The organism is Streptomyces albus subsp. albus (assembly GCF_000719865.1).
In the GTDB taxonomy this organism is placed as follows: domain Bacteria; phylum Actinomycetota; class Actinomycetes; order Streptomycetales; family Streptomycetaceae; genus Streptomyces; species Streptomyces albus_E.
In genome coordinates this window covers 229,110-250,816 of sequence record NZ_JOID01000001.1, presented here as the reverse complement: position 1 = coordinate 250,816, position 21,707 = coordinate 229,110, and the positions used below count along the sequence as shown (strand labels likewise).

Genomic DNA, 21,707 nt, shown 5'->3' with positions numbered 1-21,707 from the left:
CCGAAAGCCCTCCTCGTTTCCCCCTTCCTCCGCCGTGCTTCCTGACCGACGCATCGCTCAACAGGTCCAAAGGGCAAGTGATCATGCATATTCTGTTGCTCCACCCGGTCGCGGAGTGGTCGTTGGAGCGGGTGGCCGCTGTCTGTGTCCGTGAGGGCTGGCGGCTGACCATCGCGACGATCGAGAGTTCGACGGTCGGCGACCACGTCACGACGCTCCACGAGTGGATCCGGGTGCCCGCGCTGTCCGACTCGCCCCAGGAGCTGCTGGCCCAGATCGGGGCACGGCGGTTCGACGCGGTGGCTGCCGGCAACGAGTTCGCCGTGATCGCCGCGGACGTCCTGGCCCGGGAGTTGGGCCTCTACCACAACGACGTCGACAAGATACGTGCCTCGCGGAACAAGGCCCTCATGCGGAAGTCGTTCGCCGAACACGGCGTACCCCAGCCCCGCACGATCGCCATCCTGGCCGGCGCCGCGGACAGCGACACGGTCAACTGGGCCTCCGTGGAGTTCCCCGTCATCGTCAAGCCGGTCGACATGGCCATGAGTCTGTTCGTGCGCAAATGCGACTCCCGGAGCGAACTCGAGGAGACGCTGACGAGGATGTCGGCGTTCAAGACGTCACGGCTCACCCATTACGCGTTCAGCGCGGGCGCGCTCGTCGAGGAGTATGTGACGGGGCCGGAGTTCAGCCTCGAATGCGTTGTCCAGGACGGCGAGGTGGTCACGTACGCGCTGACCCGGAAGTTCGTCTCGCCGCTACCGGCCTGTTACGAGATCGGCCACGTCTCCGGCGAAGATATCCCGGCCGAGCACCGCGAGGCCCTCATCGAGGCGATCGCGCGGATCGCGTCGGGCTGGGGCATGGCACAGGGCGTCATGCACGTGGAGTTCAAGATGACGCCGGAGCGCATCAGCGTCATCGAGGCCGCCGCCCGCCCCGCAGGGGGCCACGTGCCGGAACTCGTCGAGTTGCAACACGGCTTCTCCCTCGAAGACGCCTATCTCCACGCGCGCGCCGGCCTGTGCTGGAAGGCCGCGCCGCGCGCACCGCACGAGGCATGGCACGGCATCCGGTTCCACTTCGACGAACGCACCGAGGTGGACCGGCCCGCGGGCGTGGCCGTGGTCCGCGTCCACGACGACGCGGACGGGGTCATCGCCGGGGCGGAACCCTTCTCGGTGAACCGGCGTACCGGATTCTCCGTGCTGCGCGGCGAATCGCTGGACGACCTGTCCGGGTTCATCCGTACGACATGAAGTTCGTCCTGGTTCCGCGTGACCGGGTATTGGCGACAGGGTGAGAGGCCGTGAAGGTGAACGATCCGAAGCAGGTCATCGTGGTGGGCGGCGGGCCCGGTCTGTGCGACCGCCTGCGGTCGCTCGGCGCGGAGATCACCCTGGTGGACACCCGCGCCGGCCATGACGACGCCCTCGTCGCGATCGCGCGGCGTACCTTCCTCGTTGACTACGACGACCCCTCGCTCGTCCCTCTGCTCCAGGCCCTCCACCATGAGAGCCCCTTCAGTGCGGTCCTGTGTCTCACCGAGCAGGGCCTGCTGCCGGCGGCGCGGATAGGGGAGGCGCTGGGCGTTCCCGGGCTCTCGCCGGAGGTGGTCGGGCGCACGCGGGACAAGTTCGCCATGCGCTCCTGGCTCCGGGACGCCGCGTTCTCCGCCGTCCCGTGCGCCGTGGTGCGCGACGCCGCCGACATCCGCAAGTTCGGCGACGAGCACGGATACCCCGTGATCGTGAAGCCGCGGCACGGCAAGGGGAGCGAGCATGTGTCGTGCTTCCGGGACGCCGCGGCGGTGAGCACTCCCGCGGACATCGCCGACGAGTACATCGCGGAGGCGTTCCTGCCCGGTCCGGAGTTCTCGGTCGAGGCGTTCAGCTGTGCCGGTGACCACCAGGTCATGGCGATCACCGGGAAGTTCACGCAGGACACCGACCCGGAGAACCCCTTCGTGGAGGTCGGGCACGTCGTCCCGGCGCCGGTCGGTCCCGACGTCTCGGCCGCCATGACCGCGTACGTGTCGGAGTTCCTCGGGGTCATCGGGATCTCCGACGGGTGCAGCCACACGGAACTGCGCATGACGCCTGAAGGGCCCGAGGTCATCGAGACGCACACACGAGTGGGCGGCGACTCCATCCCCACCCTCGTCCGGCAGGCCACGGGACACGATCTCCTCGACCACCTGGTCGACTGGTCCCTCCACGGCGTCCGACCGGGCAAGCCCGTCCCGACCTCAGCCGGCGCCGCGGCGATCCGCTTCTTCGCACCGCCGCCGGGGACTGTCACCGGCGTCCGGGGCGTACAGCGCTGGCAGGGGCATCCCGGTGTCGTGAAGCTCCACCTCCCGCTCAAGGTCGGGGACCGGATCCCGACGATCAAAGACTCCCGCACGCGCGTGGGGTACGTCGTGACCACCGCCCCGACCGCGGCCGCGGCGATCGAGACATGCGGGGAGGTCATCGCGGGAGTCCGGATCGACGTCGGGTAATGTGCCGCAGGTTTTTGGCGGCATGATCTTTTTCTTCATCCAGAAAGGCGGCGCAGAACGTGCGCGACGAGACGAACAAGAGCAGCGGTCTGATCCGGGGACGTTTCGGTGAGGGCATGTCCGAGGTGATGGAGCAGATCAACGCCTCCATTGGCTTCGACCAGCGCATGGCCATGCAGGACATCGACGGGTCGATCGCGCACGTGACGATGCTCTGCGAGCAGAAGATCGTCTCCGCGGAAGACGCCGTGGCCATCAAGGACGGTCTGGAGGTCATCCGGACCGAGATCAGCTCCGGGAGTTTCCCCTTCTCGGTGGAGTTGGAGGACATTCACATGAATGTCGAGGCCCGACTCCGCGAACTCATCGGCGCCGCCGCCGGCCGGCTGCACACGGCCCGCAGCCGCAACGACCAGGTGGCCACGGACTTCCGCCTCTGGGTGCGCGAAGCGAACGACCGCGCGATCGCCCTCGTCCAGCAGCTCATCGCGGTCCTGGTCGAGCAGGCCGGGGAGAACACCGCGACCATCATGCCCGGCTACACGCATCTCCAGAGCGCGCAGCCGGTGTCGTTCGGCCACCACCTGATGGCGTACGTGGAGATGTTCGGGCGCGACCTCGGCCGGCTGCGCGACTGCCGCGAGCGGATGAACGAATCCCCGCTCGGCGCCGCGGCACTGGCCGGGACGTCCTTCCCCATCGACCGCGCACGCACGGCGGAACTCCTGGGCTTCGCCCGGCCGATGCGCAACTCGTTGGACGCCGTCTCGGACCGGGACTTCGCCCTGGAGTACCTGGCCGCCGCGTCGATGTGCATGACGCACCTCTCGCGGCTCGCTGACGAGATCGTGCTGTGGATGTCGCCGCAATACAGCTTCATCGAACTGTCCGACGCCTGGACGACGGGTTCGTCCATCATGCCGCAGAAGCGCAACCCCGACGCCGCCGAGCTGGTGCGCGGCAAGGTGGGCCGGGTGCACGGCTCGCTGTTCGGGCTGCTGACGGTCATGAAGGCGCTGCCCCTGACCTTCTCCAAGGACATGCAGGAGGACAAGGAGCGGACGTTCGACGGCGCGGACACGTTCGAGCTCTGTCTGAAGGCCATGATCGGCATGATCGGCGACATGACCCCGCGGGCCGCCAACATGCGGGCGGCGGCCGGGGCCGCCCACGCGACCGCGACCGACCTGGCCGACTGGCTGGTGCGTGAGCTGGGGCTGCCGTTCCGCGAGGCGCACCACATCACCGGCCAGCTGGTACGGCTGGCCGACAAGCACGGGGTCCGCCTCGACGAATTGCCGCTCGCCGCGATGCAGGAGGTCGAAGCCCGTATCGACGAGAACGTCTTCGCGGTCCTCGGGATCGAGGACTCCGTGAACTCACGCCGCAGCCTCGGCGGGACGTCCCCGGAGTGTGTGGCCCGACAGGTCGAGGAGTGGCGCTCCCGCGTGAAGCAGTCGCTCGCCTGATGACCACCTACCGCGAGATATTCGGAATCCGGGAGTTCCGGGCCCTGTTCGTCGCGCGCCTCTTCGCGATGGCAGGGGTCGTGCTCTCCAGCCTGGCGCTGGGCACCGTGATGTACCACGAGACGGAGTCGCCGTTCCTTACGGCAATCTCCCTCTTCGGCGGCCCGCTCGTCCAGCTCGTCACCGCGCGCTATCTCCTGGCGTCGTCGGATCTGTTGCGCCCGCGCACCGCGATGATCGTCATGGCGAGCGTCTCGACGAGCACCGCCGCGCTGCAGACGCTGCCCGGTCTGAGCTGGTGGATGCGGTTCCTGATTCTCGCGGGCGGTTACGTGGTGATGGGGGCCACGTCGGGCACCGTCATCGCCCTGCTGGCGGACATCGTGCCGAAGGAAGCCTTCGTGCTGGCCCGCGCCACGATGAACATCACGGTCGGCGGCATGCAGATCATCGGCAACGGCGTGGGCGCCGTCCTGCTCGCCGTGGTGTCGCCGTCGTGGCTGTTCACGATCGCGGCACTGGTCGGCACGGCCTCGGGCCTCATGTCGAGGCTCGGGCTCGACGACCGTCCGGCGCGGGCGGTCGGCAAGGTCGTCGAGCGCAGCCGCCGTGTGAACGGCGAGCTGCTCTCGTCCCCCGTCACCCGGCCGCTGTTCCTGATGATGTGGGTCCCCAACGGGCTGGTCGTGGGCTGTGAGGCGCTGTTCATCCCGTACGCCAGGGAGCACGCCGGCTACCTACTCGCGGCCGGCGCGGTCGGCATGCTCGCCGGTGACATCGCGGTCGGCCGCTTTGTGCCCGAGGCGCTGCGCGACAGGCTGGTCATGCCCTTGCGGGTGCTGCTCGCGGTGCCGTTCCTGGCCTTCCCGTTCACCCCGCCGGTGCCGCTCGCGGCGGCCCTGGTCGGGCTTTCCGCCTTCGGGTTCTCTGCGTCGCTGCCTTTGCAGGAACGGCTGGTGGGGCACACCTCCGAGGATGTGCGAGGGCAGGCGTTCGGCCTGTCCGGCACCGGGCTGATGGTGGGACAGGCCCTGGGCGCGATGGCCGCCGGCGGCCTCGCCCAATTGTTCGGCGGCACGCGCCCAGTGGGCTGGGCGATGGCCACGATGGCCGTGCTCTCGCTCCTGGTCACCGCGTCGCTGCGCAGCGGCCTGCGCAGATCGGCCGGCCGTCGCCGGCCGTCGCCGGCACCCGCCCCTTCCTGACCCCGCTCCGCCCGACCCTCTTCACCTCATCTCACCGCACACCAACTGACACCACGAGGCCGTGGAGTCCGCTTCGCCATGCGCGCCTGCGGGCTCCGGGGCCGGGAACCACGAGCACATTCACCAAGGATCACCGAAATCCAGGGGGGAACCATCCCGATGACCCAGACCGCGCCTTCTCCGCAACTACTGTTCCAGCGGGCACCGGTCCGCCGCCAGGACGAGGCTGTCTTCATCGGCAAGCTCTGCGTACTGGCCGCCATGCTCGCGGGTGGCGTCACGTTGGCCGTGCAGTCGTCGTACTGGCTTGCCGCGATCGGGATCGTGATCCTGGGGCTCGCGTACACCCACGCGGTGGAACTTCAGCACCAGTGCCTGCACCACTCGGCGTTCCGCGCCTCGCGGCTCCACCGCGCGGTGGGCTTCCCCCTCGGTCTGCCGATGCTCGTGTCCTACAGCCACTACCGGGTCCGCCACCTCCAGCACCACCGCTTCCTGGGTACGCCGGAGGACACGGAGTTCTTCGGGTTCGACACCCGCAAGCCGCTCACGCTGGGCGTTCTGGCGAAGGGGCTCTTCGACGTCAGCCGTGTCGTGGCTGTGGTCCGTGATGCCGCGACCTGCGTGACAGGCGCCTGGCAGTACGACATGGGTCAGATCGCGCCGAAGAGCCGTAAGGCGATCGTCAGCGAGTACCGGTGGTTCGCGATCGTCGCGGCCGCCCTGATCGCCGCGTGCGCCTTCGGCGGAGGGCCGCTGGTGCTGCGCTTGTGGATGCTTCCCTTGCTGGTCGCGATGCCGCTGCACTTCCTCGTGGAACTGCCTGAGCACATCCTGTGCGACACCTCCAGCGTCGATGTCCTGCGCAACACCAGGTCGATAACGGGAGGTTGGCTGACGACCTGGTACACCAACGGGAACAACCTGCACATCGAACACCACGCGGCCATGAACGTGCCCATCAACCGGTTGCGTGAACGCCACGGCGACACCCAGGAGTTCGCGTCGAACGTGCAGCGCACCTACTTCGAGTTCGCGAAGATCGTGGCCCGCGAGGTCTGGAAGAACCGGACCGCGACGAGCCACTGACCATTGGGGTGGGCGAGGTCGTACGAACCCCGGGGCAGCCGCGGCGGCCTGCTGTGTGGGCGTCGAACTCGCTCAGGACAGCGCCCGGCGCTCCGGGCCGAGGAGCGTGCAACACGCGTCGCAACTGCAGGGCCGACCGGGCCGCCAGAGCCGCCGCGCAGAGCGCCCTCCCTGGCCGCCGCGAACTTCAGCCCGTCCGTGTCCGTGACCAGTTCCCTTGGACGGACGTCCAGCAGCCGCATCCCGCCGCCGACCCAACCACAGCACCCCCACTCGGCCACGGGGTCGTACTTCGGAACTGATCGCAACGCAGCGTTATGGGATCAAGATCCGCAAACTGAAATCCTCGGCCACGCACCGCAGCGGCCACCGTCACCTTCTTGCATAAAACTGCGGTCATTCGTATAGTCATGCCATCTAGTGGAGGAGTGACATGGTGACGCGCGTGGCAGTGGCGGGAGCGAGCGGGTACGCGGGCGGTGAAGTGCTGCGCCTGCTGCTCGGGCACCCCGGGGTGGAGATCGGGGCCCTCACCGCGAACTCCAGTGCGGGCCGGCGGCTCGGTGAGCTCCAGCCACATCTGCTGCCGCTCGCCGAACGGGTGCTGGAGCCGACCACCACCGAGGTCCTCGCCGGGCACGACGTGGTGTTCCTCGCCCTGCCGCACGGCCAGTCCGCCGCCGTCGCCGAGGAGCTCGGCGACGAGGTGCTCGTCGTCGACTGCGGCGCGGACTTCCGGCTGCGGGAGGCCGCCGCCTGGGAGACGTTCTACGGCTCCCCGCACGCCGGCACCTGGCCCTACGGCCTCCCCGAACTCCCCGGCGCCCGTGACGCGCTGCGCGGCACCCGGCGGATCGCCGTCCCCGGCTGCTATCCGACGGCCGTGTCGCTCGCCCTCGCCCCGGCCTACGCGGCCGGGCTCGCCGAGCCCGAGGCCGTGATCGTCGCCGCGAGCGGCACCTCCGGCGGCGGCAAGGCGCTCAAGCCGCATCTGCTCGGCAGCGAGGTCATGGGCTCGATGAGCCCGTACGGCGTCGGCGGTGTGCACCGGCACACCCCGGAGATGGTCCAGAACCTCTCCGCCGCGGCCGGGGAGCCGGTCACGGTCTCCTTCACCCCGACCCTCGCCCCCATGCCGCGCGGCATCCTCGCCACCTGCACGGCGAAGGCGCGGCCCGGCGTCACGGCGGACGCGCTGCGCGAGACGTATGAGAAGGCCACCGCCGGCGAGCCCTTCTGCCACCTGCTCCCCGAGGGGCGCTGGCCGTCCACCGGTGCCGTCCTCGGCTCCAACGCCGTCCAGCTCCAGACCGCGCTGGACGAGGCCGCCGGCCGGATCGTCGTCATCGCCGCCGTCGACAACCTCACCAAGGGCACCGCCGGCGGCGCGGTGCAGAGCATGAACATCGCCCTCGGGCTTCCCGAGGAGACGGGCCTGTCCGCCGTCGGGATCGCCCCGTGAGCGGCGCGCACGCGGCGGCGCCGGCGGCAGCGGCGGCACACGCGGCAGCGGCCGGCGGGGAAACGGCCACCGGCGGGGAAACGACCACGGAAGAGACGGAGACGCAGTGAGCGTGACGGCAGCCAAGGGCTTCACGGCGGCGGGCATCGCCGCCGGCATCAAGGAGAGCGGGGACCCGGATCTGGCACTGGTCGTCAACCACGGGCCGCGTCTGGCCGCCGCGGGTGTCTTCACCTCCAACCGCGTCAAGGCCGCCCCCGTCCTCTGGTCGGAGCAGGTCGTCAAGGGCGGCCGGGTCTCCGCCGTGATCCTCAACTCCGGCGGCGCCAACGCCTGCACCGGCCCGCTCGGCTTCCAGGACACCCACCTGACGGCCGAGAAGACCGCCGAGGCGCTGGGCGAGGAGTTCAGCCCCGGGGAGGTGGCCGTCTGCTCCACCGGCCTCATCGGCATCCGCCTCCCGATGGACAAGCTGCTGCCGGGCATCGGCACGGCCGTCGCCCAGCTCTCCGCGCACGGCGGCGAGAAGGCGGCCCTCGCCATCAAGACCACCGACTCCGTGCACAAGACCGCCGTCGTGGAGAGCCCGGCCGGCTGGACCGTCGGCGGCATGGCCAAGGGCGCGGGCATGCTCGCCCCCGGCCTCGCCACCATGCTCGTCGTCCTCACCACCGACGCCGACGTGGCGCAGCCCGAGCTCGACAAGGCCCTGCGCGCCGCCACCCGCACCACCTTCGACCGGATTGACTCCGACGGCTGCATGTCCACCAACGACACCGTGCTGCTGCTGGCCTCCGGTGCCTCCGGCACGGCCCCGGGCTACGACGAGTTCGCCGAGGCCGTCCGCGCCGTCTGCGGCGACCTGGCCCGGCAGCTCATCGGCGACGCCGAGGGCGCCTCCAAGGACATCCGCATCGAGGTCGTGAACGCCGCGAGCGAGGACGACGCCGTCGAGGTCGGCCGCTCCATCGCCCGGAACAACCTCCTCAAGTGCGCCGTGCACGGCGAGGACCCCAACTGGGGCCGGGTGCTCTCCGCGATCGGCACCACCTCCGCCGTGTTCGAGCCGGACCGGCTGAACGTCGCCATCAACGGCGTCTGGGTCTGCCGGGACGGCTCCGTCGGCGAGGACCGCGAGCTGGTCGACATGCGCTACCGCGAGGTCCGCATCACCGCCGACCTGGCGGCCGGCGCCGAGTCGGCCGTCATCTGGACCAACGACCTGACCGCCGACTACGTCCACGAGAACAGCGCCTACTCCTCATGAGCACCACGCGGAAGCACACCGCCCTCCCCAAAGCGCAGATCCTCATCGAGGCGCTGCCCTGGCTGACCCGCCACCACGGCAAGACCGTCGTCATCAAGTTCGGCGGCAACGCCATGGTCGACGAGGAGCTGAAGGCCGCCTTCGCCCAGGACGTGGTCTTCCTCCGGCACGCCGGCCTCAAGCCCGTCGTCGTGCACGGCGGCGGCCCGCAGATCACCGCGCACCTCGACAAGCTCGGCCTGGTCTCGGAGTTCAAGGCCGGGCTGCGCGTCACCACCCCCGAGGCGATGGACGTCGTCCGCATGGTGCTCGCCGGGCAGGTGCAGCGCGAACTCGTCGGGCTGCTCAACCGGCACGGCCCGCTGGCCGTCGGCATGACCGGTGAGGACGCCCACACCATGACGGCTGTCAAGCGCTACGCCGAGATCGACGGCGAGAGCGTGGACATCGGCCGGGTCGGCGACATCACCGGCGTCGAGGTCGGCGCCGTGCAGGCGCTGCTGGACGACGGGCGCATCCCCGTCATCTCCTCCATCGCCCGCAGCGCGGACGACCAGCACGTCTACAACGTCAACGCCGACACGGCCGCCGCCGCGCTCGCCGCCGCGCTCGGCGCCGAGACGCTGATGGTGCTCACCGACGTCGAGGGCCTCTACGAGGACTGGCCGAACAGCGACGAGGTGATCAGCCGGCTCACCGCCACCGAGCTGGAGAAGCTGCTGCCCGACCTGGCCAGCGGCATGGTCCCCAAGATGGAGGGCTGCCTGCACGCCGTGCGGGGCGGCGTCAACACCGCGCGCGTCATCGACGGCCGGGTGCAGCATTCGATCCTGCTGGAGATCTTCACGGACGAAGGCATCGGCACGATGGTCGTGCCCGACGCGGAGGGGGAGACGGCATGAGCGGCACGAACGGCGCGAGCGGCACGGGCGACGCGATGGGCGCGAGCGGCAACCAGGAGCTCACGCGGCGCTGGCAGCAGGCGCTGATGGACAACTACGGCACCCCCCGCCTGCCCCTGGTGCGCGGGGAGGGGGCCCGGGTCTGGGACGCCGACGGCCGCGAGTACCTCGACTTCGTCAGCGGTATCGCCGTCAACTCCCTCGGCCACGCCCACCCCGCCGTCATCCGGGCCGTCTCCGGTCAGGTCGCCACCCTCGGCCACGTCTCCAACCTCTTCGTCGCCGAACCGCCCGTCGAACTCGCCGAGCGGCTGCTCCAGTTGCTCGGCCGCCCCGGCAAGGTCTACTTCTCCAACTCCGGCGCGGAGGCCGTCGAGGCCGCCTTCAAGATCGGGCGGCGCACCGGCCGGAGCCACATGGTCGCCACCGAGGGCGGCTTCCACGGCCGCACCATGGGCGCCCTCGCCCTCACCGGGCAGCCCGCCAAGCGCGACCCCTTCCTGCCGCTGCCCGGCGAGGTGACCCACGTGCCGTACGGGGACGCGGACGCGCTCCGGGCCGCCGTGACCACCGACACCGCCCTCGTGATCGTCGAGCCGGTCCAGGGTGAGAACGGCGCCGTCGTGCCGCCCGCCGGATACCTCGCCGCGGCCCGGGAGATCACCCGGGCCACCGGCACCCTCCTCGTGATCGACGAGGTGCAGACCGGCATCGGCCGCACCGGCCACTGGTTCGAGCACCAGGCGCAGGGCGTCGAGCCCGATGTCGTCACCCTCGCCAAGGGGCTCGGCGGCGGGCTGCCGATCGGCGCGACCGTCGCCTTCGGCGAGGCCGCCGAGCTGCTGGCGCCCGGCCACCACGGCTCGACCTTCGGCGGCAACCCCGTCTCCTGCGCCGCCGCGCTCGCCGTCCTCGACACCATCGCCGCCGACGGCATCCTGGACCGCGTCAAGCGCACGGGTGAGCGGCTGCGCGACGGCATCGAGGCCCTGGGACACCCGCTCGTCGCACATGTGCGCGGTTCCGGACTGCTGCTCGGTATCGTGCTCACCGAACCCGTGGCCCCCCGCGTCCAGCAGGCGGCGCAGGAGGCCGGGCTCCTCGTGAACGCCGTCGCCCCCGGCGTCGTCCGGCTCGTCCCCCCGCTGATCATCGGCGACGCGGAGGTGGACGCGCTGCTCGGAGCCCTGCCGGCGGTCCTGGACGGAGCCGCGGGCGACAGGGACGACCGACGATCCGGAGACTGACCACCATGAGCCAGGCGCAGGACACCGAGCACGGCGGGCCGGCCGTACCGCAGACCCGTGCGGCCCGCCACCGGCGGATCGTCGACATCCTCAACCGTCAGGCGGTGCGCTCCCAGAGCCAGTTGGCCCGGCTCCTCGCCGACGACGGACTGAGCGTCACCCAGGCCACGCTCTCCCGCGACCTCGACGAACTGGGCGCGGTGAAGATCCGCAGCGCGGGCGGGGAGCTGATCTACGCGGTGCCGTCCGAGGGCGGCTTCCGCACCCCGCAGGCGCCGCTGGGGGAGTCGGTCAAGGAACAGCGGATGGCCCGGCTGGCCGGTGAACTCCTCATCTCCGCCGAGGCGTCGGCGAACCTGGTCGTCCTGCGCACCCCGCCGGGGGCCGCGCAGTTCCTGGCCTCGGCGATCGACCAGGCCGAGGTCCACGACATCCTCGGCACCATCGCGGGCGACGACACCCTGCTGCTGATCAGCCGCGACCCGGCGGGCGGCCAGGCCCTCGCGGATCATCTGCTGCGGCTGGCCCAGCGGGAGTCCTGAGCCCGCCGCCCCGGCACGCAACTCCCCGAGACCGCCCGGCAACCCGCCGGGCGGTCTCACGCGTGACGGCGCCCGGCGGCCGCGCCGGGCGCCGGCCGCGCCGGTTCCGTCTCGCATGGTGAACCGGGAGCGGGGAAATCCCGCCGACCTCCGGGTGCGCGGACACGTCCCGGGCATGGCGTGAACCGGGGTCCGGAGAACGACCGGAAGCCTGCCCGGAAACCGGAACGGAAGCCCGGGAACGAGACCTGTGGAATCCGGAGAACAAGAGTCCGGATTTCGTCCGCCGCTTTTCCGGATTTTCCCCTTCCGGGGTGGTGTGCCGGTGAAAGGGCATCCGGACGCCGGCCCGGGGCCGTGGCCGGGGAGCCGCGGGGACGCGTGCATCGCGGAGCGGATTGCCCGATGGCGGCCAGAAGGAATCCCGGGCGGAAATGTTACCGGCCGGAAAGAATGCGGGCCGGTTTCTTTCCCGGGCCGGCTCCGGGCCGGTCGGCGCGTGAGCGGAATGCTCCCTTGTTTGCTTGACGTAAGTCTCCCGGCCCGACAAGACTGCGGATGCCCGCTCACCGGAGACCGATTCACTATTCCGGAGGGCTGGAAAAGGGAACGAAAAATTCTGCCATCACGTTGGGGGAACACATGAAGATCCGCAGATCCCTGGGTGCGATCGGTGCCACGTCCGCGCTCGCCGTGGGCACCCTGCTGGGGCTGTCCCCGGCCGCCAACGCGGCGCCGGCGGCGGAGAGCGGCACCGCGGCCGCCACCTCGCAGTCGGCCTCGGGGCGCACGATCACCGACACCGCCGACGCGCGGACGCTGAAGGCCACGGGCGGGAACGCCGTCGCCGGCACCTCGGCCGCCGACGCCCCCTACCGGGCCGACGCGAACTGCTGGAACGGAAGCACCTCGGGCCGGAACTTCTACATGACCTGCTCGGGGAACGGTTACCGGGTGTACGTCGACTGCTCCAACGGCGTGCGGTACATCTTCAGCACCTATTACTACGGCAGCTGGAACCACACGCTCACCTGCCCCTCCGGTACGTCCGCGATCTGGGGCGGATCCATCGGCGGCTGACCGCGCTCCCCGCGTGGCGTCGCCGCGCACCGCACCACAGGATCGACAGGACCCCGCGGAATGATTCCGCGGGGTCCTTTCCTCTTGGGCGGTTGATGGTTGATGGTTGACGGGCGGAATACTCGTACCCCCCGTGCGTGGCCGAATTCATGCGGTTGGCTGTCCGCGGTCTCTTACGGATTTCATATGCGCGGCCCCCTAGCCTTTCGAAGGGCCGGGGAAACCATCCCCGGATGGTGATCTCTGGAGTTGTCTTGCTGATCGAAAAAACCGTGCGCGGCGCGTTACTTCCCGTGCTCCTTGCGGTGCCGCTGGCATTACTCACCAGTTGTTCCGGTGATTCCGATCCCGGGCTTCCGTCCGCCGGGGGAAAGCAGTCCTCCTCCGGCTCCGCGGAGGCCGAGGGGACCGGCGAGGCGGACGAGGCGACGCTCCGGTACGCCCGGTGCCTCCGTGAGCAGGGCGTCGAAGTCGACGACCCCGAGGGCGGCAATCTGTCCATCCCGCTGGACGGGCAGGACCAGGAGACGGTGACCAGGGCGCAGAAAGCCTGCGAGAAATACCAGCGGGAGCTGGAGGGCGGGGACGACCCGGGCGGACAGCCCGACGACGAGGCGGTCGCCGCCTACCGGCTCAAGCTGAACCGCTGCATGCGGGAGAAGGGCTTCGACGCGCCGGACGACAAGCCGGCGGAGGTCGAGGAGGGCGACGTCGAGCACGAGAAGGCCATGAAGGAGTGCCACCAGAAGATCGGCCCGATCGCGACAGCTCCCGCCGAGGAGTGACCGTGGCGGGAGAGCACCCCGAGGACCGGATCCCGGCCGGCCGGAAGCCGGACCGCGACCGGCCCGGGAACGCGACGGCCGGGAACGCGGCCCTCGAGGACACCGCACCCGAGGGCACCGCACCCGAGGGCACCGCACCCGAGGGCACCGCACCCGAAGAATCCGTCCCCGACGGCAACGGCAACGGCACCGGCAGGCCGCGGCGGGTTCCCGCCCTGGCCGCGGTCCTGCTGCTGACGGCGACCGCGGCGGTCGCCGTCGTATTCCTGCGCGACGGCGGCGAGGCCGAATCCGCCGAACCCCCCGGGCCACCGTCCACCACCCGGGTCACCCGCGGCGATCTGGTGACGGCGGACACCGTGAACGGCACGCTGGAGTACGAGCCCGGACAGCCCCTGCCCGGCCGGCTGTCCGGCACCGTCACCTGGCTTCCCCGCACCGGCGCGGTGATCGGCCGCGGCGAACAGCTGTACCGGCTGGACGACAAGCCGGTCCTGCTGTTCCGCGGCCGGATCCCCGCCTACCGCGAGCTCTCCGCCGGAGCGGACCCCGGCCGGGACGTCCGGCAGCTGGAGCGGAACCTCGCGCACCTCGGATACACCGGCTTCACCGTGGACGACGCGTACACCGACGGCACCGCGTACGCCGTCAGGCGCTGGCAGCGCTCCCTCGGCCTTCCGGCCACCGGACGCGTCGAACTGGGCAGGGTCCTGTTCGCCCCGGGCGACGTACGGGTCGGCGGGGCCGAGACCGGCCTCGGCGAGGAGACCGCCCCCGGCAGTCCCGTCCTGGCCACGACCCGCACCGGACGGAGCGTCACCGCGGAGGTGAAACTCGCGCAGCAGCGGCTGTTCACGAAGGGCGGGAAGGTGACCGTCGCACTGCCCGGCGGCAAGACCCTGCGCGGCACGGTCTCCTCGGTCGGCTCCGTCGTGGACGGCGGCGGGGGCGGCGGAGAGGGCGGCGGCGACGGTGGCGAGGGAGGGAACGGCGGCGGCCCGGGGGACCGGGACGAGACCGTCACCGTCCGGATCACCCTCCGGAACAAGGATGTCGACAAGGCGGCCGGATCGCTCACCAGGGCCCCGGTACGGGTGTCGGTCGAGAGCGAGCGCCGTGAGGACGTGCTGTCGGTGCCGGTCGCCGCGCTGCTCGCGCTGCGCGAGGGCGGTTACGGAGTGGAGCTGGTCGAGGGCGGGGAGAGCCGCGTACTGCCCGTCGAACCGGGGCTGTTCGCCGACGGCCGGGTGGAGATCAGCGGTCCGGGCATCGCCGAGGGCGACACCGTCGGGACACCGGCGCTGTGAGCGACGAGAGCGGCACAGGCCGCACGAGCCGCACGAGCCGGACGGGCCGCACGAGCCGCATGAGCAGCGCAAGCGGCACCAGCCGCGAGCACCCTGCCGCGTCCGCCCGGCAGGAGCGCTCCGTGGTGGAACTGACCGGCGTCTCCCGCAGCTACCCCGGAACCCCGCCGGTCCACGCGGTCCGTGAGGTGGACCTCCGCATCGGACACGGCGAACTGGTCGCCGTCACCGGGCCGTCCGGCTCCGGCAAGTCCACCCTGCTGCATCTGCTCGGCACCCTCGACCGGCCCACCGCCGGGCGCGTGACCGTCGACGGCTTCCCGCTGGACGCGCTGTCCGACCGGGAGCTCTCCGCCCTGCGCGCCCAGCGGATCGGATTCGTCTTCCAGCAGTTCTTCCTCGGCGCCGGAGTCCCGGCCGTCGACAGCGTGGCCGACGGCCTGCTCTACACCGGGCTGCCCCGGAGCCGCCGCCGCGCGGCCGCGGCCGAGTGCCTGGAACGGCTCGGGCTGGGGCGCCGGCTCGGTCACCGGCCGCACCAGCTCTCCGGTGGCGAGAAGCAACGGGTCGCGCTGGCCCGCGCGGTGGTCGGGCGGCCCCGGCTGCTGCTGGCGGACGAGCCCACCGGGGCCCTCGACACGGCCTCCGGCGAACAGGTCCTCGAACTGCTGCGCGGACTCAACGACGACGGCACGACCGTCGTCGTCATCACCCACGACCAGGAGCTCGCCGGAAGACTGCCCCGCCGGGTGCGGATGCGCGACGGCCGCGTGGTCGCCGACCACACCACCCCGCCCGGGACGGCGGACGCGGCAGCGCCCCGGGAGCCGGCCGGCGCGGCCCCCGGGACCGGCGGCCCGCACGCCCGCCCCGCGCCCGAGGAGGCCGCGCCATGACCCGCCCCGCACGGGACGGCCGCACGCCACGCCTGCGGCCGTCCCGGCTCAGCCCGGCCGACATCTGGCAGTTGAGCCTGATCGGCGTGCGCGCCAGACCGCTGCGGGCCGTGCTGTCCGCGTCGGGCATCGCCATCGGGATCGCCGCGATGGTCGCCGTCATGGGTATCTCCACCTCCAGCCACGCGGAACTGGACCGGACCCTCGACCGGCTCGGCACCAACCTGCTCCGGGTCTCGGCGGGCCGGACGGTGTCGGGCGAGGAAGCCGCACTGCCCCCCGAGGCGGTGCCCATGGTGCGGCGGCTGCGGCCCGTCACCCGGGTCAGCGCGACCGGCGCGGTGGACGCCCGGGTGTACCGCAGCGATCTGATCCCCGAAGGGGAGACCAACGCGCTGGAAGTGGTGGCGGCCCGCACCGACCTGCTGCGCACCCTCGGCGGGACGACCGCCAGCGGCAGCTGGCTGAACCGGGCGACCGCACGCTATCCCGCGGTCGTCCTGGGCTCGGTCACGGCCAGGCGGCTGGGCATCGCCCGCGCGGATCCGGATCTCCGGATCCGCATCGGGGACGAGTGGTTCACGGTGACCGGCGTGCTGGACCCGGTCGTGCTCGCCCCCGAACTCGACCGGGCGGCGCTGGTGGGCTACGAAGCGGCCGAGGACCGGCTGGGGTTCGACGGCGGGTCCACCCTGCTCTACGTACGGGCCGAGGAGAGCGCGGTCACCGCGGTCCGCGGAGTGCTCGCCCGCACCGTCAACCCGCCCCGCCCGGAGACGGTGGAGGTCAGCCGCCCCTCGGAGGCCCTCGCGGCCCGGGCCGCGGCGGACCGGGCGTTCACCGGACTGCTGCTCGGCATCGGGGCGGTGGCCCTGCTCGTCGGCGGGATCGGCGTCGCCAACACCATGGTGATCTCGGTGCTGGAACGCCGGGGCGAGATCGGGCTCCGCCGGGCGCTGGGGGCGACCCGTGGCCAGATCCGGACCCAGTTCCTCGCCGAGTCCCTGGTCCTCGCGGGCCTCGGCGGTGTGGGTGGGGCCGTGCTCGGCGGACTGATCACGGGCGGATACGCGGCCAACCGGGGCTGGCCGGTGGCACTGCCCGCGGAAGTGCTCGCGGCCGGGGTGGCGGGGACCCTGCTCATCGGCGCGCTGGCCGGTCTCTACCCGGCGGTGCGCGCGGCCCGGGTCGCCCCCGCCGGCGCCCTGGCCACCGGCTGATTCCGCCACCGGCTGACCCCGCCCCGGCGCGGGCACCGCCCGTGTCGCGGCGACGTCAACGGCCGGGCTGCCGCGAGCCGCCGTCCGGCGGGCCGTCACCCGGACGCGCCGTGACCCAAGCGGGCCGCGCCGCGGCGACGTGCCGCGAAGCCGCCGCACCGCACCCCCGCGTCCGGGCCGATCCCGCACCTGACCGATCCGCGGGAACGGTGATCCGGCCGGGCGGCGCTCCGCGGGGTGCCGAATCCGTGCGGGACGGAACCGGGGCGGGATGACGGGAGTTCGGCTCTCAGCGGCGCCGGAATCGCTAATATCGCCTGAGTCTCGGGGGAGGTCATCGTGGCAGGCGCATCCAGTGATCATTCCACTGCCAAGGTGTTGGCACTGGTCGGCGGAATCGCATCCGTGCTGTCGATCCTGACCTGGCTGGGCGTGAGCAACGCGACGGAGCTGAAGGTCCTGTTGGCCGACTCGCAGCCGTCCCGTTCCAGTCCGGCCTCGTACACGCCTTCGCCGACCGTCCGCATCCCCGATGACCCCGAGATCGGTGAGGGGAACGCGGACGAGCCCGACCCCGAGCCGCCGGCACCCACTCCGGATCCCACCGAAGAGGCGTTCCAAGCCATCTCGGCCGGCGACTGTTTGGCGGTCTACGACACGGGCCGCGGGGGCAAGAGCATCGACTGGAGCGCCGATGTTCCGCCGGACCCCGTGTCCTGCGCCGGTGAGCAGGCGCAGGTGCAGGTGACCGCCACCGACACGGCCTGTCCCACGGGTGACGGAAGGTCGTACTGGAGCCACCGGTCCGCCACCACCGGCGACACCACGAAGCTCTGCCTCTCCCGCATCTACCACGCCACCTACTGCATGCTCGGCCGGCAGTCCGGCGACGCGATCTCCCTCGGCCTGATGACGGCCGTGGACTGCCGGCGCGAGCCGGTGCCCGCCCCGTACAACCAGATCATGCACATCACGGGCGTCTACCGCGCCCCGGCGGGTGCCAACGCGGACAACTGCCGCCGGGCGGCGGGTGACCGGACGCGCTACTGGGCCTACCTGGTGGACGGCGACTCCAAGCTGCTGTGCACCACGACCTACCAGGGCGGCTGACCGGCGGCTCGGTTCCGGTCCCCCCGGCGAAACCGGACCCGGCCGGAAACCCGGACCGCCGTGTGCGAGGTCACCGGCTAGAGCAGATCGAACTCCCCGGCCCGGATGTCGGCGATGAACGCCGCCCACTCGTCGGCCCGCAGCACCAGCGCGGGCCCGGACGGATCCTCGGACTGCCGCACGGCCACGGTCTCCCGCCCGTACGGGGCCACTTCGACGCAGTTGTCGCTTCCGCCGCTGTACGAGGAGGCCGTCCAGCGCACGGCCAGTGCCGAGGCATCGGGGACATACGTGCTCATAGGGGTTCGGTGCCCGCTTCCCTGGCCATGGCGGGGAATCCGCGCGGTGACACGGCCCATGGCCGGAGCCGGTCGGGGCGCCCGCCCGCGCGGGCCCCTCGCGCTTGCCGTCCCCGGGAGGCTACCCGCGGCCCGCTCCCACCAGAACGCTCCGGTCCGCATCCGTTTCCGTCCGCGCGGTCAGGGCGATGGGGCCGCGCGGTTCCCGCTGCCGGGAAAGCCCGGCGTCCCGGGGCCGTGCGCCGGAACTGGAAGCCTCGGGCCCGCTGCGGGGTGGCCGCCACCGCCCCTCGGGCGTCCGGCAAGCCGGGACGGGTGCGGAACAGCCCCGATCGGGCAGACCGGCGACGGGTGCGGACGCCGGCGTCGTCCCCGCGAGGGCCGGCGGGCCCGGCCGATGGGGTGCCGGGCCGGCGTGCGGGAGCCGGGGCTCAGGAGGCCGTGAACTTCTCGAAGCCCGTCGTGCTCCAGGTGCCGCCGTCCGCCGTCACCGCGAACGCCTCCACGTCCGGCAGCGCCTCCAGCCAGTCCCGTGCCGAGCGGCCCCGCGCGAAGGCCGCCGTCGCCCAGGCGTCCGCCGCCGTCAGGCCCTCCGCCAGCACCGTGACCGAGACCAGTCCGTGCCGGGGCGGGGAACCGGTGTGCGGATTCAGGACGTGGCAGCCGCGCTCGGCCGTGCCGCTGGTGGCCACGGCGAGCCGGCCCTCGCCCTCGACGACCGCGGCGAGCCGGCCCGGCCGCAGCGGGTCGCTGATCCCGGTGCGCCAGGGCCGCCCGGGACCGGCGCGGCCGCACAGCTGGATGTCCCCGCCGCCGTTCACGCAGGTGTCGGCGGCCCCGGCCTCGGCCAGCCGCTGGGAGGCCTTCTCCACCGCCCAGCCCTTGACCAGCCCGGTCGGGTCGAGCCCGCCGGCGTACCGGGTGCTGAACCAGCCGTCGCTCATCTCCTCCGCGCCCTCGCAGAGCAGCAGGACCTCCGCGATCAGCGGATCGCAGTCACCGGCGGACAGCTCGCCGCGCGCCAGCCGGCTCAGCTCGCTGTCCTCCCGGTAGGGGGAGAACAGCTCGTCCACCCGGTGCAGCCAGGCCACCGCCTCCTCGACCGCCGGCCCGGCGTCGTGCGCGCGCGGGCCCCGGACGTCGAAGGAGAAGACCGTGCCCATGGCCTCCTCGACCCGGCGGAACCGGGGAGGTTCAGCCACCGGCCCGGTCCAGGGCGCTCTGCAGGGACTTCTTGTAGCCCTCGCTGGTGAAGGTGGCGCCGGAGACGGTGTCGATGTCCGCGCTCTGCGCCTGCACCGCGCGCTTCCCGAGCTCGGGCACCGCCCGCGCCGTGATCGACTCCGTCTGCGGGTTGCCGGACGGGGACTGGGCGGCGTCCGCCGCGGTGATCTTCCCGCCGGTGAGGGTGATCCGGGCCTGGACGGGCCCGTACTCCGTCTTGACGAGATCGCCGGTGACGGTACGGGGCGCCGCCTGGGCCCCGCCCCCACCGCCCCCGCCCTGCCCGCCGCCCGGCGCCGCGGCCTCGCCGCCGCCCGCCTCGCCGCCGCCGGCCGGGGCACCGCCGCCGGCCGGAGCGCCGCCCGCCGGGTCCCCGGCCGGCGCGCCCGGTGAGGCCGCGCCGCCCGCGCCGGGCGCCGCCGGCGCCCCGGCGGCCGGCGGTTGCGCGGCGGAGGTCCGCTCGGCCTCCCACGGCGCGTACGGCATCTTGAGGGCCAGCAGCAGCACGACACCGGAGACGGTGGCGGCGCTGCCCAGGACGACACGGCGGATCGGGTGCTTCCTCATGGGTTCTGCTCCGGCTCGCTCTGGCTGTGGCTCACAGCTCGAAGGACTCGTGGTGGATGCGGCGGGCCGGCACCCCGGCCTCCCGCAGGATGGCCTGGAACTCCTCGGCGAGGCCGGGAGGTCCGCACAGGTAGACGTCGTGCTTGGCGATGTCGGGCAGGACGCGGGCCATGCCCTCGGCGGTGATCTGCGGCCGGGTGCCGTCGGGCTCGTTGACGGCGGAGAACAGCTTCGCCTGCCGCCGCGCGGCGATGACGCGCAGCTCGTCCCAGAGCACCAGGTCCTCCTTGCGGCGGGCCCGGTACAGCAGCGTCAGGTCCCCCGGGGCGGCGGGGATCGTCTCGAACAGCGCCCGCATGGGGGTGATCCCGGCCCCGCCCGCGATCAGCAGCACCTTGGTGCCGCGCCGCCGCTCCTCGCCGCGGGGCCGCTGCCGGCGGGCGGCGGTGAGCGCGCCGTACGGGCCCTCGGCCCACACCCGGGTACCGGCGGGGAGCGCGGCCAGGGCGGCGCTGTGGTCGCCCGCCGCCTTGACGGTGATGCGCAGCCGGTCGTCGCGCGGCGTGGCCGACAGGGAGTACGGGTTCGAGGTCCAGCGGAGCCCCGGGGCCAGGAACCGCCAGCGGAAGAACTGCCCCGCCTCGGCGTCCAGCCCGTCCAGGTCCCGCCCCGACATGATGACGGAGGTGACGCCCGCCGCCTCCTCGACCACCGACTCCACCCGCAGCTGATGCCGCAGGTTGAGCCGGACCGGGGTGATGATCCGGTACCAGACCATGAGCGCGGTCACCGCGCCGTACAGCGCGTACCAGGCCGTCCGCGCCGCCGGGACGGCGATGAACTCGGTGCCGGTGGAGAGCTGGTGCCAGAAGGCGAGGAACACGGCGGCGTAGGTGAGCAGATGCAGGTAGTACCAGAGCTCGTAGGGCAGCTTCCGCCGCGCGGCGCCGGCCGAGACGAGGCCGATCACCACCAGCAGCACGGTGCCGATGGCTGCCTCGATCATGTCCGGGAACTCGAGGACGACGGTGAGGAACTGGTCGACGAGGCCGGCCCCGGCCTGCTCCGCGTAACCCCAGACGATGAGCGCGGTGTGGGCCACGATCAGGCTGATCGTGTAGCGGCCCGCCATCGCGTGCCAGCGGGCCACCCGGTCCGAGCCGATCCGCCGCTCCAGCACGGGCACGCGGGCCATGAGCAGCACCACCACGGCCGTGGAGTAGCCGGCCAGCAGCCCGGTGATCCGCCCGGCCCCGGTGATCCAGTCGGTGGTCGCCGAGACGACCGGGGTGTTGTACCACCACAGGCCCAGCACGGCGAGGGCTCCCGCCCACAGCAGGCCCAGCACGGGCAGGGCACCGGAACTGCGCGGCCGCATCCGGGCCTCGGCCCGCCGCCGCGCCGCGCGCCCGAAGTCCGCGATCGTCCGGATCGTCGTCTGAGGCGCCGGCATACCGGCCGCCGACGGTGGTGCCGTCGGCTGCCTCGTCGATGTCTCAGTGGTGATGCTCACGGTCCTGCCTCCCCGCT

General features: G+C 72.3%; 20 protein-coding genes. 16 read left to right on the top strand and 4 right to left on the bottom strand.

Features of this window, described 5'->3' with window-relative positions:
- The first annotated feature begins 83 nt into the window (after window positions 1-83).
- The 16 genes from IF83_RS0101140 (at window position 84) to IF83_RS30965 (ending at window position 18,087) form a co-directional block, all read left to right on the top strand.
- Entirely contained in the window at window positions 84-1,262 is a 1,179-nt protein-coding gene (locus tag IF83_RS0101140; protein WP_158710965.1) for an ATP-grasp domain-containing protein, read from the top strand.
- Between the two features lie 50 nt (window positions 1,263-1,312).
- Window positions 1,313-2,506 carry an ATP-grasp domain-containing protein gene (locus IF83_RS0101135; RefSeq protein WP_030542081.1) on the top strand — a complete coding sequence of 398 codons (1,194 nt, stop codon included), beginning with the start codon at window positions 1,313-1,315 and terminating at the stop codon, window positions 2,504-2,506.
- A gap of 59 nt (window positions 2,507-2,565) precedes the next feature.
- A complete protein-coding gene (argH, locus tag IF83_RS0101130) occupies window positions 2,566-3,975 on the top strand; it encodes an argininosuccinate lyase (RefSeq protein WP_030542080.1) in 1,410 nt (469 codons plus the stop codon).
- On the top strand, window positions 3,975-5,180 hold the full coding sequence (locus IF83_RS0101125; protein ID WP_030542079.1) for an MFS transporter: 1,206 nt from the start codon (window positions 3,975-3,977) through the stop codon (window positions 5,178-5,180). Before argH ends, IF83_RS0101125 begins: the two co-directional genes overlap by 1 nt.
- 288 nt (window positions 5,181-5,468) lie before the next feature.
- On the top strand, window positions 5,469-6,269 hold the full coding sequence (locus IF83_RS0101120) for a fatty acid desaturase family protein (RefSeq protein ID WP_244176765.1): 801 nt from the start codon (window positions 5,469-5,471) through the stop codon (window positions 6,267-6,269).
- A gap of 433 nt (window positions 6,270-6,702) precedes the next feature.
- Entirely contained in the window at window positions 6,703-7,731 is a 1,029-nt protein-coding gene (argC, locus tag IF83_RS0101115) for an N-acetyl-gamma-glutamyl-phosphate reductase (protein WP_030542077.1), read from the top strand.
- A gap of 106 nt (window positions 7,732-7,837) precedes the next feature.
- Entirely contained in the window at window positions 7,838-8,998 is a 1,161-nt protein-coding gene (gene argJ / locus IF83_RS0101105) for a bifunctional glutamate N-acetyltransferase/amino-acid acetyltransferase ArgJ (protein ID WP_030542076.1), read from the top strand.
- Complete coding sequence (gene argB, locus IF83_RS0101100; protein WP_030542075.1) at window positions 8,995-9,900, top strand: acetylglutamate kinase; 906 nt, start codon at window positions 8,995-8,997, stop codon at window positions 9,898-9,900. The genes argJ and argB overlap by 4 nt, the downstream gene beginning before the upstream one ends.
- Window positions 9,897-11,147: an acetylornithine transaminase gene (locus IF83_RS0101095; protein ID WP_208605830.1), complete on the top strand. Its 1,251-nt coding sequence runs from the start codon at window positions 9,897-9,899 to the stop codon at window positions 11,145-11,147. The genes argB and IF83_RS0101095 overlap by 4 nt, the downstream gene beginning before the upstream one ends.
- A gap of 5 nt (window positions 11,148-11,152) precedes the next feature.
- Entirely contained in the window at window positions 11,153-11,689 is a 537-nt protein-coding gene (locus IF83_RS0101090; protein WP_030542073.1) for an arginine repressor, read from the top strand.
- 642 nt (window positions 11,690-12,331) lie between these two features.
- Window positions 12,332-12,769 carry a hypothetical protein gene (locus IF83_RS0101085; protein ID WP_030542072.1) on the top strand — a complete coding sequence of 146 codons (438 nt, stop codon included), beginning with the start codon at window positions 12,332-12,334 and terminating at the stop codon, window positions 12,767-12,769.
- Window positions 12,770-13,023: 254 nt separating this feature from the next.
- Window positions 13,024-13,554, top strand: coding sequence for a hypothetical protein (locus IF83_RS30970; protein WP_158710964.1), 531 nt, complete (start codon window positions 13,024-13,026; stop codon window positions 13,552-13,554).
- Window positions 13,555-13,556: 2 nt separating this feature from the next.
- On the top strand, window positions 13,557-14,861 hold the full coding sequence (locus tag IF83_RS0101070) for a peptidoglycan-binding protein (protein WP_051722331.1): 1,305 nt from the start codon (window positions 13,557-13,559) through the stop codon (window positions 14,859-14,861).
- A gap of 59 nt (window positions 14,862-14,920) precedes the next feature.
- A complete protein-coding gene (locus tag IF83_RS0101065) occupies window positions 14,921-15,757 on the top strand; it encodes an ABC transporter ATP-binding protein (protein WP_078843049.1) in 837 nt (278 codons plus the stop codon).
- Entirely contained in the window at window positions 15,754-16,977 is a 1,224-nt protein-coding gene (locus tag IF83_RS0101060; protein WP_051722330.1) for an ABC transporter permease, read from the top strand. The genes IF83_RS0101065 and IF83_RS0101060 overlap by 4 nt, the downstream gene beginning before the upstream one ends.
- 339 nt (window positions 16,978-17,316) lie before the next feature.
- Window positions 17,317-18,087 (top strand): hypothetical protein, encoded by a 771-nt coding sequence (locus tag IF83_RS30965; protein ID WP_158710963.1) that lies wholly within the window; start codon window positions 17,317-17,319, stop codon window positions 18,085-18,087.
- Window positions 18,088-18,164: 77 nt separating this feature from the next.
- Here IF83_RS30965 and IF83_RS0101050 read toward each other — a convergent pair whose 3' ends face one another.
- The 4 genes from IF83_RS0101050 to IF83_RS0101035 all read right to left on the bottom strand — a co-directional run bounded on the left by IF83_RS0101050 (window position 18,165) and on the right by IF83_RS0101035 (window position 21,609).
- The gene (locus tag IF83_RS0101050) at window positions 18,165-18,386 is read right to left on the bottom strand and encodes a DUF397 domain-containing protein (RefSeq protein ID WP_030542067.1); all 222 of its coding nucleotides are present in this window, start codon (window positions 18,384-18,386) and stop codon (window positions 18,165-18,167) included.
- 431 nt (window positions 18,387-18,817) lie between these two features.
- Complete coding sequence (locus IF83_RS0101045; RefSeq protein WP_037678123.1) at window positions 18,818-19,549, bottom strand: FAD:protein FMN transferase; 732 nt, start codon at window positions 19,547-19,549, stop codon at window positions 18,818-18,820.
- Between the two features lie 31 nt (window positions 19,550-19,580).
- Window positions 19,581-20,177: an FMN-binding protein gene (locus IF83_RS0101040; RefSeq protein WP_030542065.1), complete on the bottom strand. Its 597-nt coding sequence runs from the start codon at window positions 20,175-20,177 to the stop codon at window positions 19,581-19,583.
- 31 nt (window positions 20,178-20,208) lie between these two features.
- Window positions 20,209-21,609 carry a ferredoxin reductase family protein gene (locus tag IF83_RS0101035; RefSeq protein ID WP_030542064.1) on the bottom strand — a complete coding sequence of 467 codons (1,401 nt, stop codon included), beginning with the start codon at window positions 21,607-21,609 and terminating at the stop codon, window positions 20,209-20,211.
- Between the last annotated feature and the right edge of the window lie 98 nt (window positions 21,610-21,707).

Coding starts and splice junctions, on each gene's coding strand:
- IF83_RS0101045 (WP_037678123.1), bottom strand. CDS start 19,549: ATGGGCACGGTCTTCTCCTTCGACGTCCGGGGCCCGCGCGCGCACGAC.
- IF83_RS0101140 (WP_158710965.1), top strand. CDS start 84: ATGCATATTCTGTTGCTCCACCCGGTCGCGGAGTGGTCGTTGGAGCGG.
- IF83_RS0101050 (WP_030542067.1), bottom strand. CDS start 18,386: ATGAGCACGTATGTCCCCGATGCCTCGGCACTGGCCGTGCGCTGGACG.
- argB (WP_030542075.1), top strand. CDS start 8,995: ATGAGCACCACGCGGAAGCACACCGCCCTCCCCAAAGCGCAGATCCTC.
- IF83_RS0101065 (WP_078843049.1), top strand. CDS start 14,921: ATGAGCAGCGCAAGCGGCACCAGCCGCGAGCACCCTGCCGCGTCCGCC.
- IF83_RS0101085 (WP_030542072.1), top strand. CDS start 12,332: ATGAAGATCCGCAGATCCCTGGGTGCGATCGGTGCCACGTCCGCGCTC.
- IF83_RS0101040 (WP_030542065.1), bottom strand. CDS start 20,177: ATGAGGAAGCACCCGATCCGCCGTGTCGTCCTGGGCAGCGCCGCCACC.
- IF83_RS0101125 (WP_030542079.1), top strand. CDS start 3,975: ATGACCACCTACCGCGAGATATTCGGAATCCGGGAGTTCCGGGCCCTG.
- IF83_RS0101095 (WP_208605830.1), top strand. CDS start 9,897: ATGAGCGGCACGAACGGCGCGAGCGGCACGGGCGACGCGATGGGCGCG.
- IF83_RS0101060 (WP_051722330.1), top strand. CDS start 15,754: ATGACCCGCCCCGCACGGGACGGCCGCACGCCACGCCTGCGGCCGTCC.
- argC (WP_030542077.1), top strand. CDS start 6,703: ATGGTGACGCGCGTGGCAGTGGCGGGAGCGAGCGGGTACGCGGGCGGT.
- IF83_RS0101090 (WP_030542073.1), top strand. CDS start 11,153: ATGAGCCAGGCGCAGGACACCGAGCACGGCGGGCCGGCCGTACCGCAG.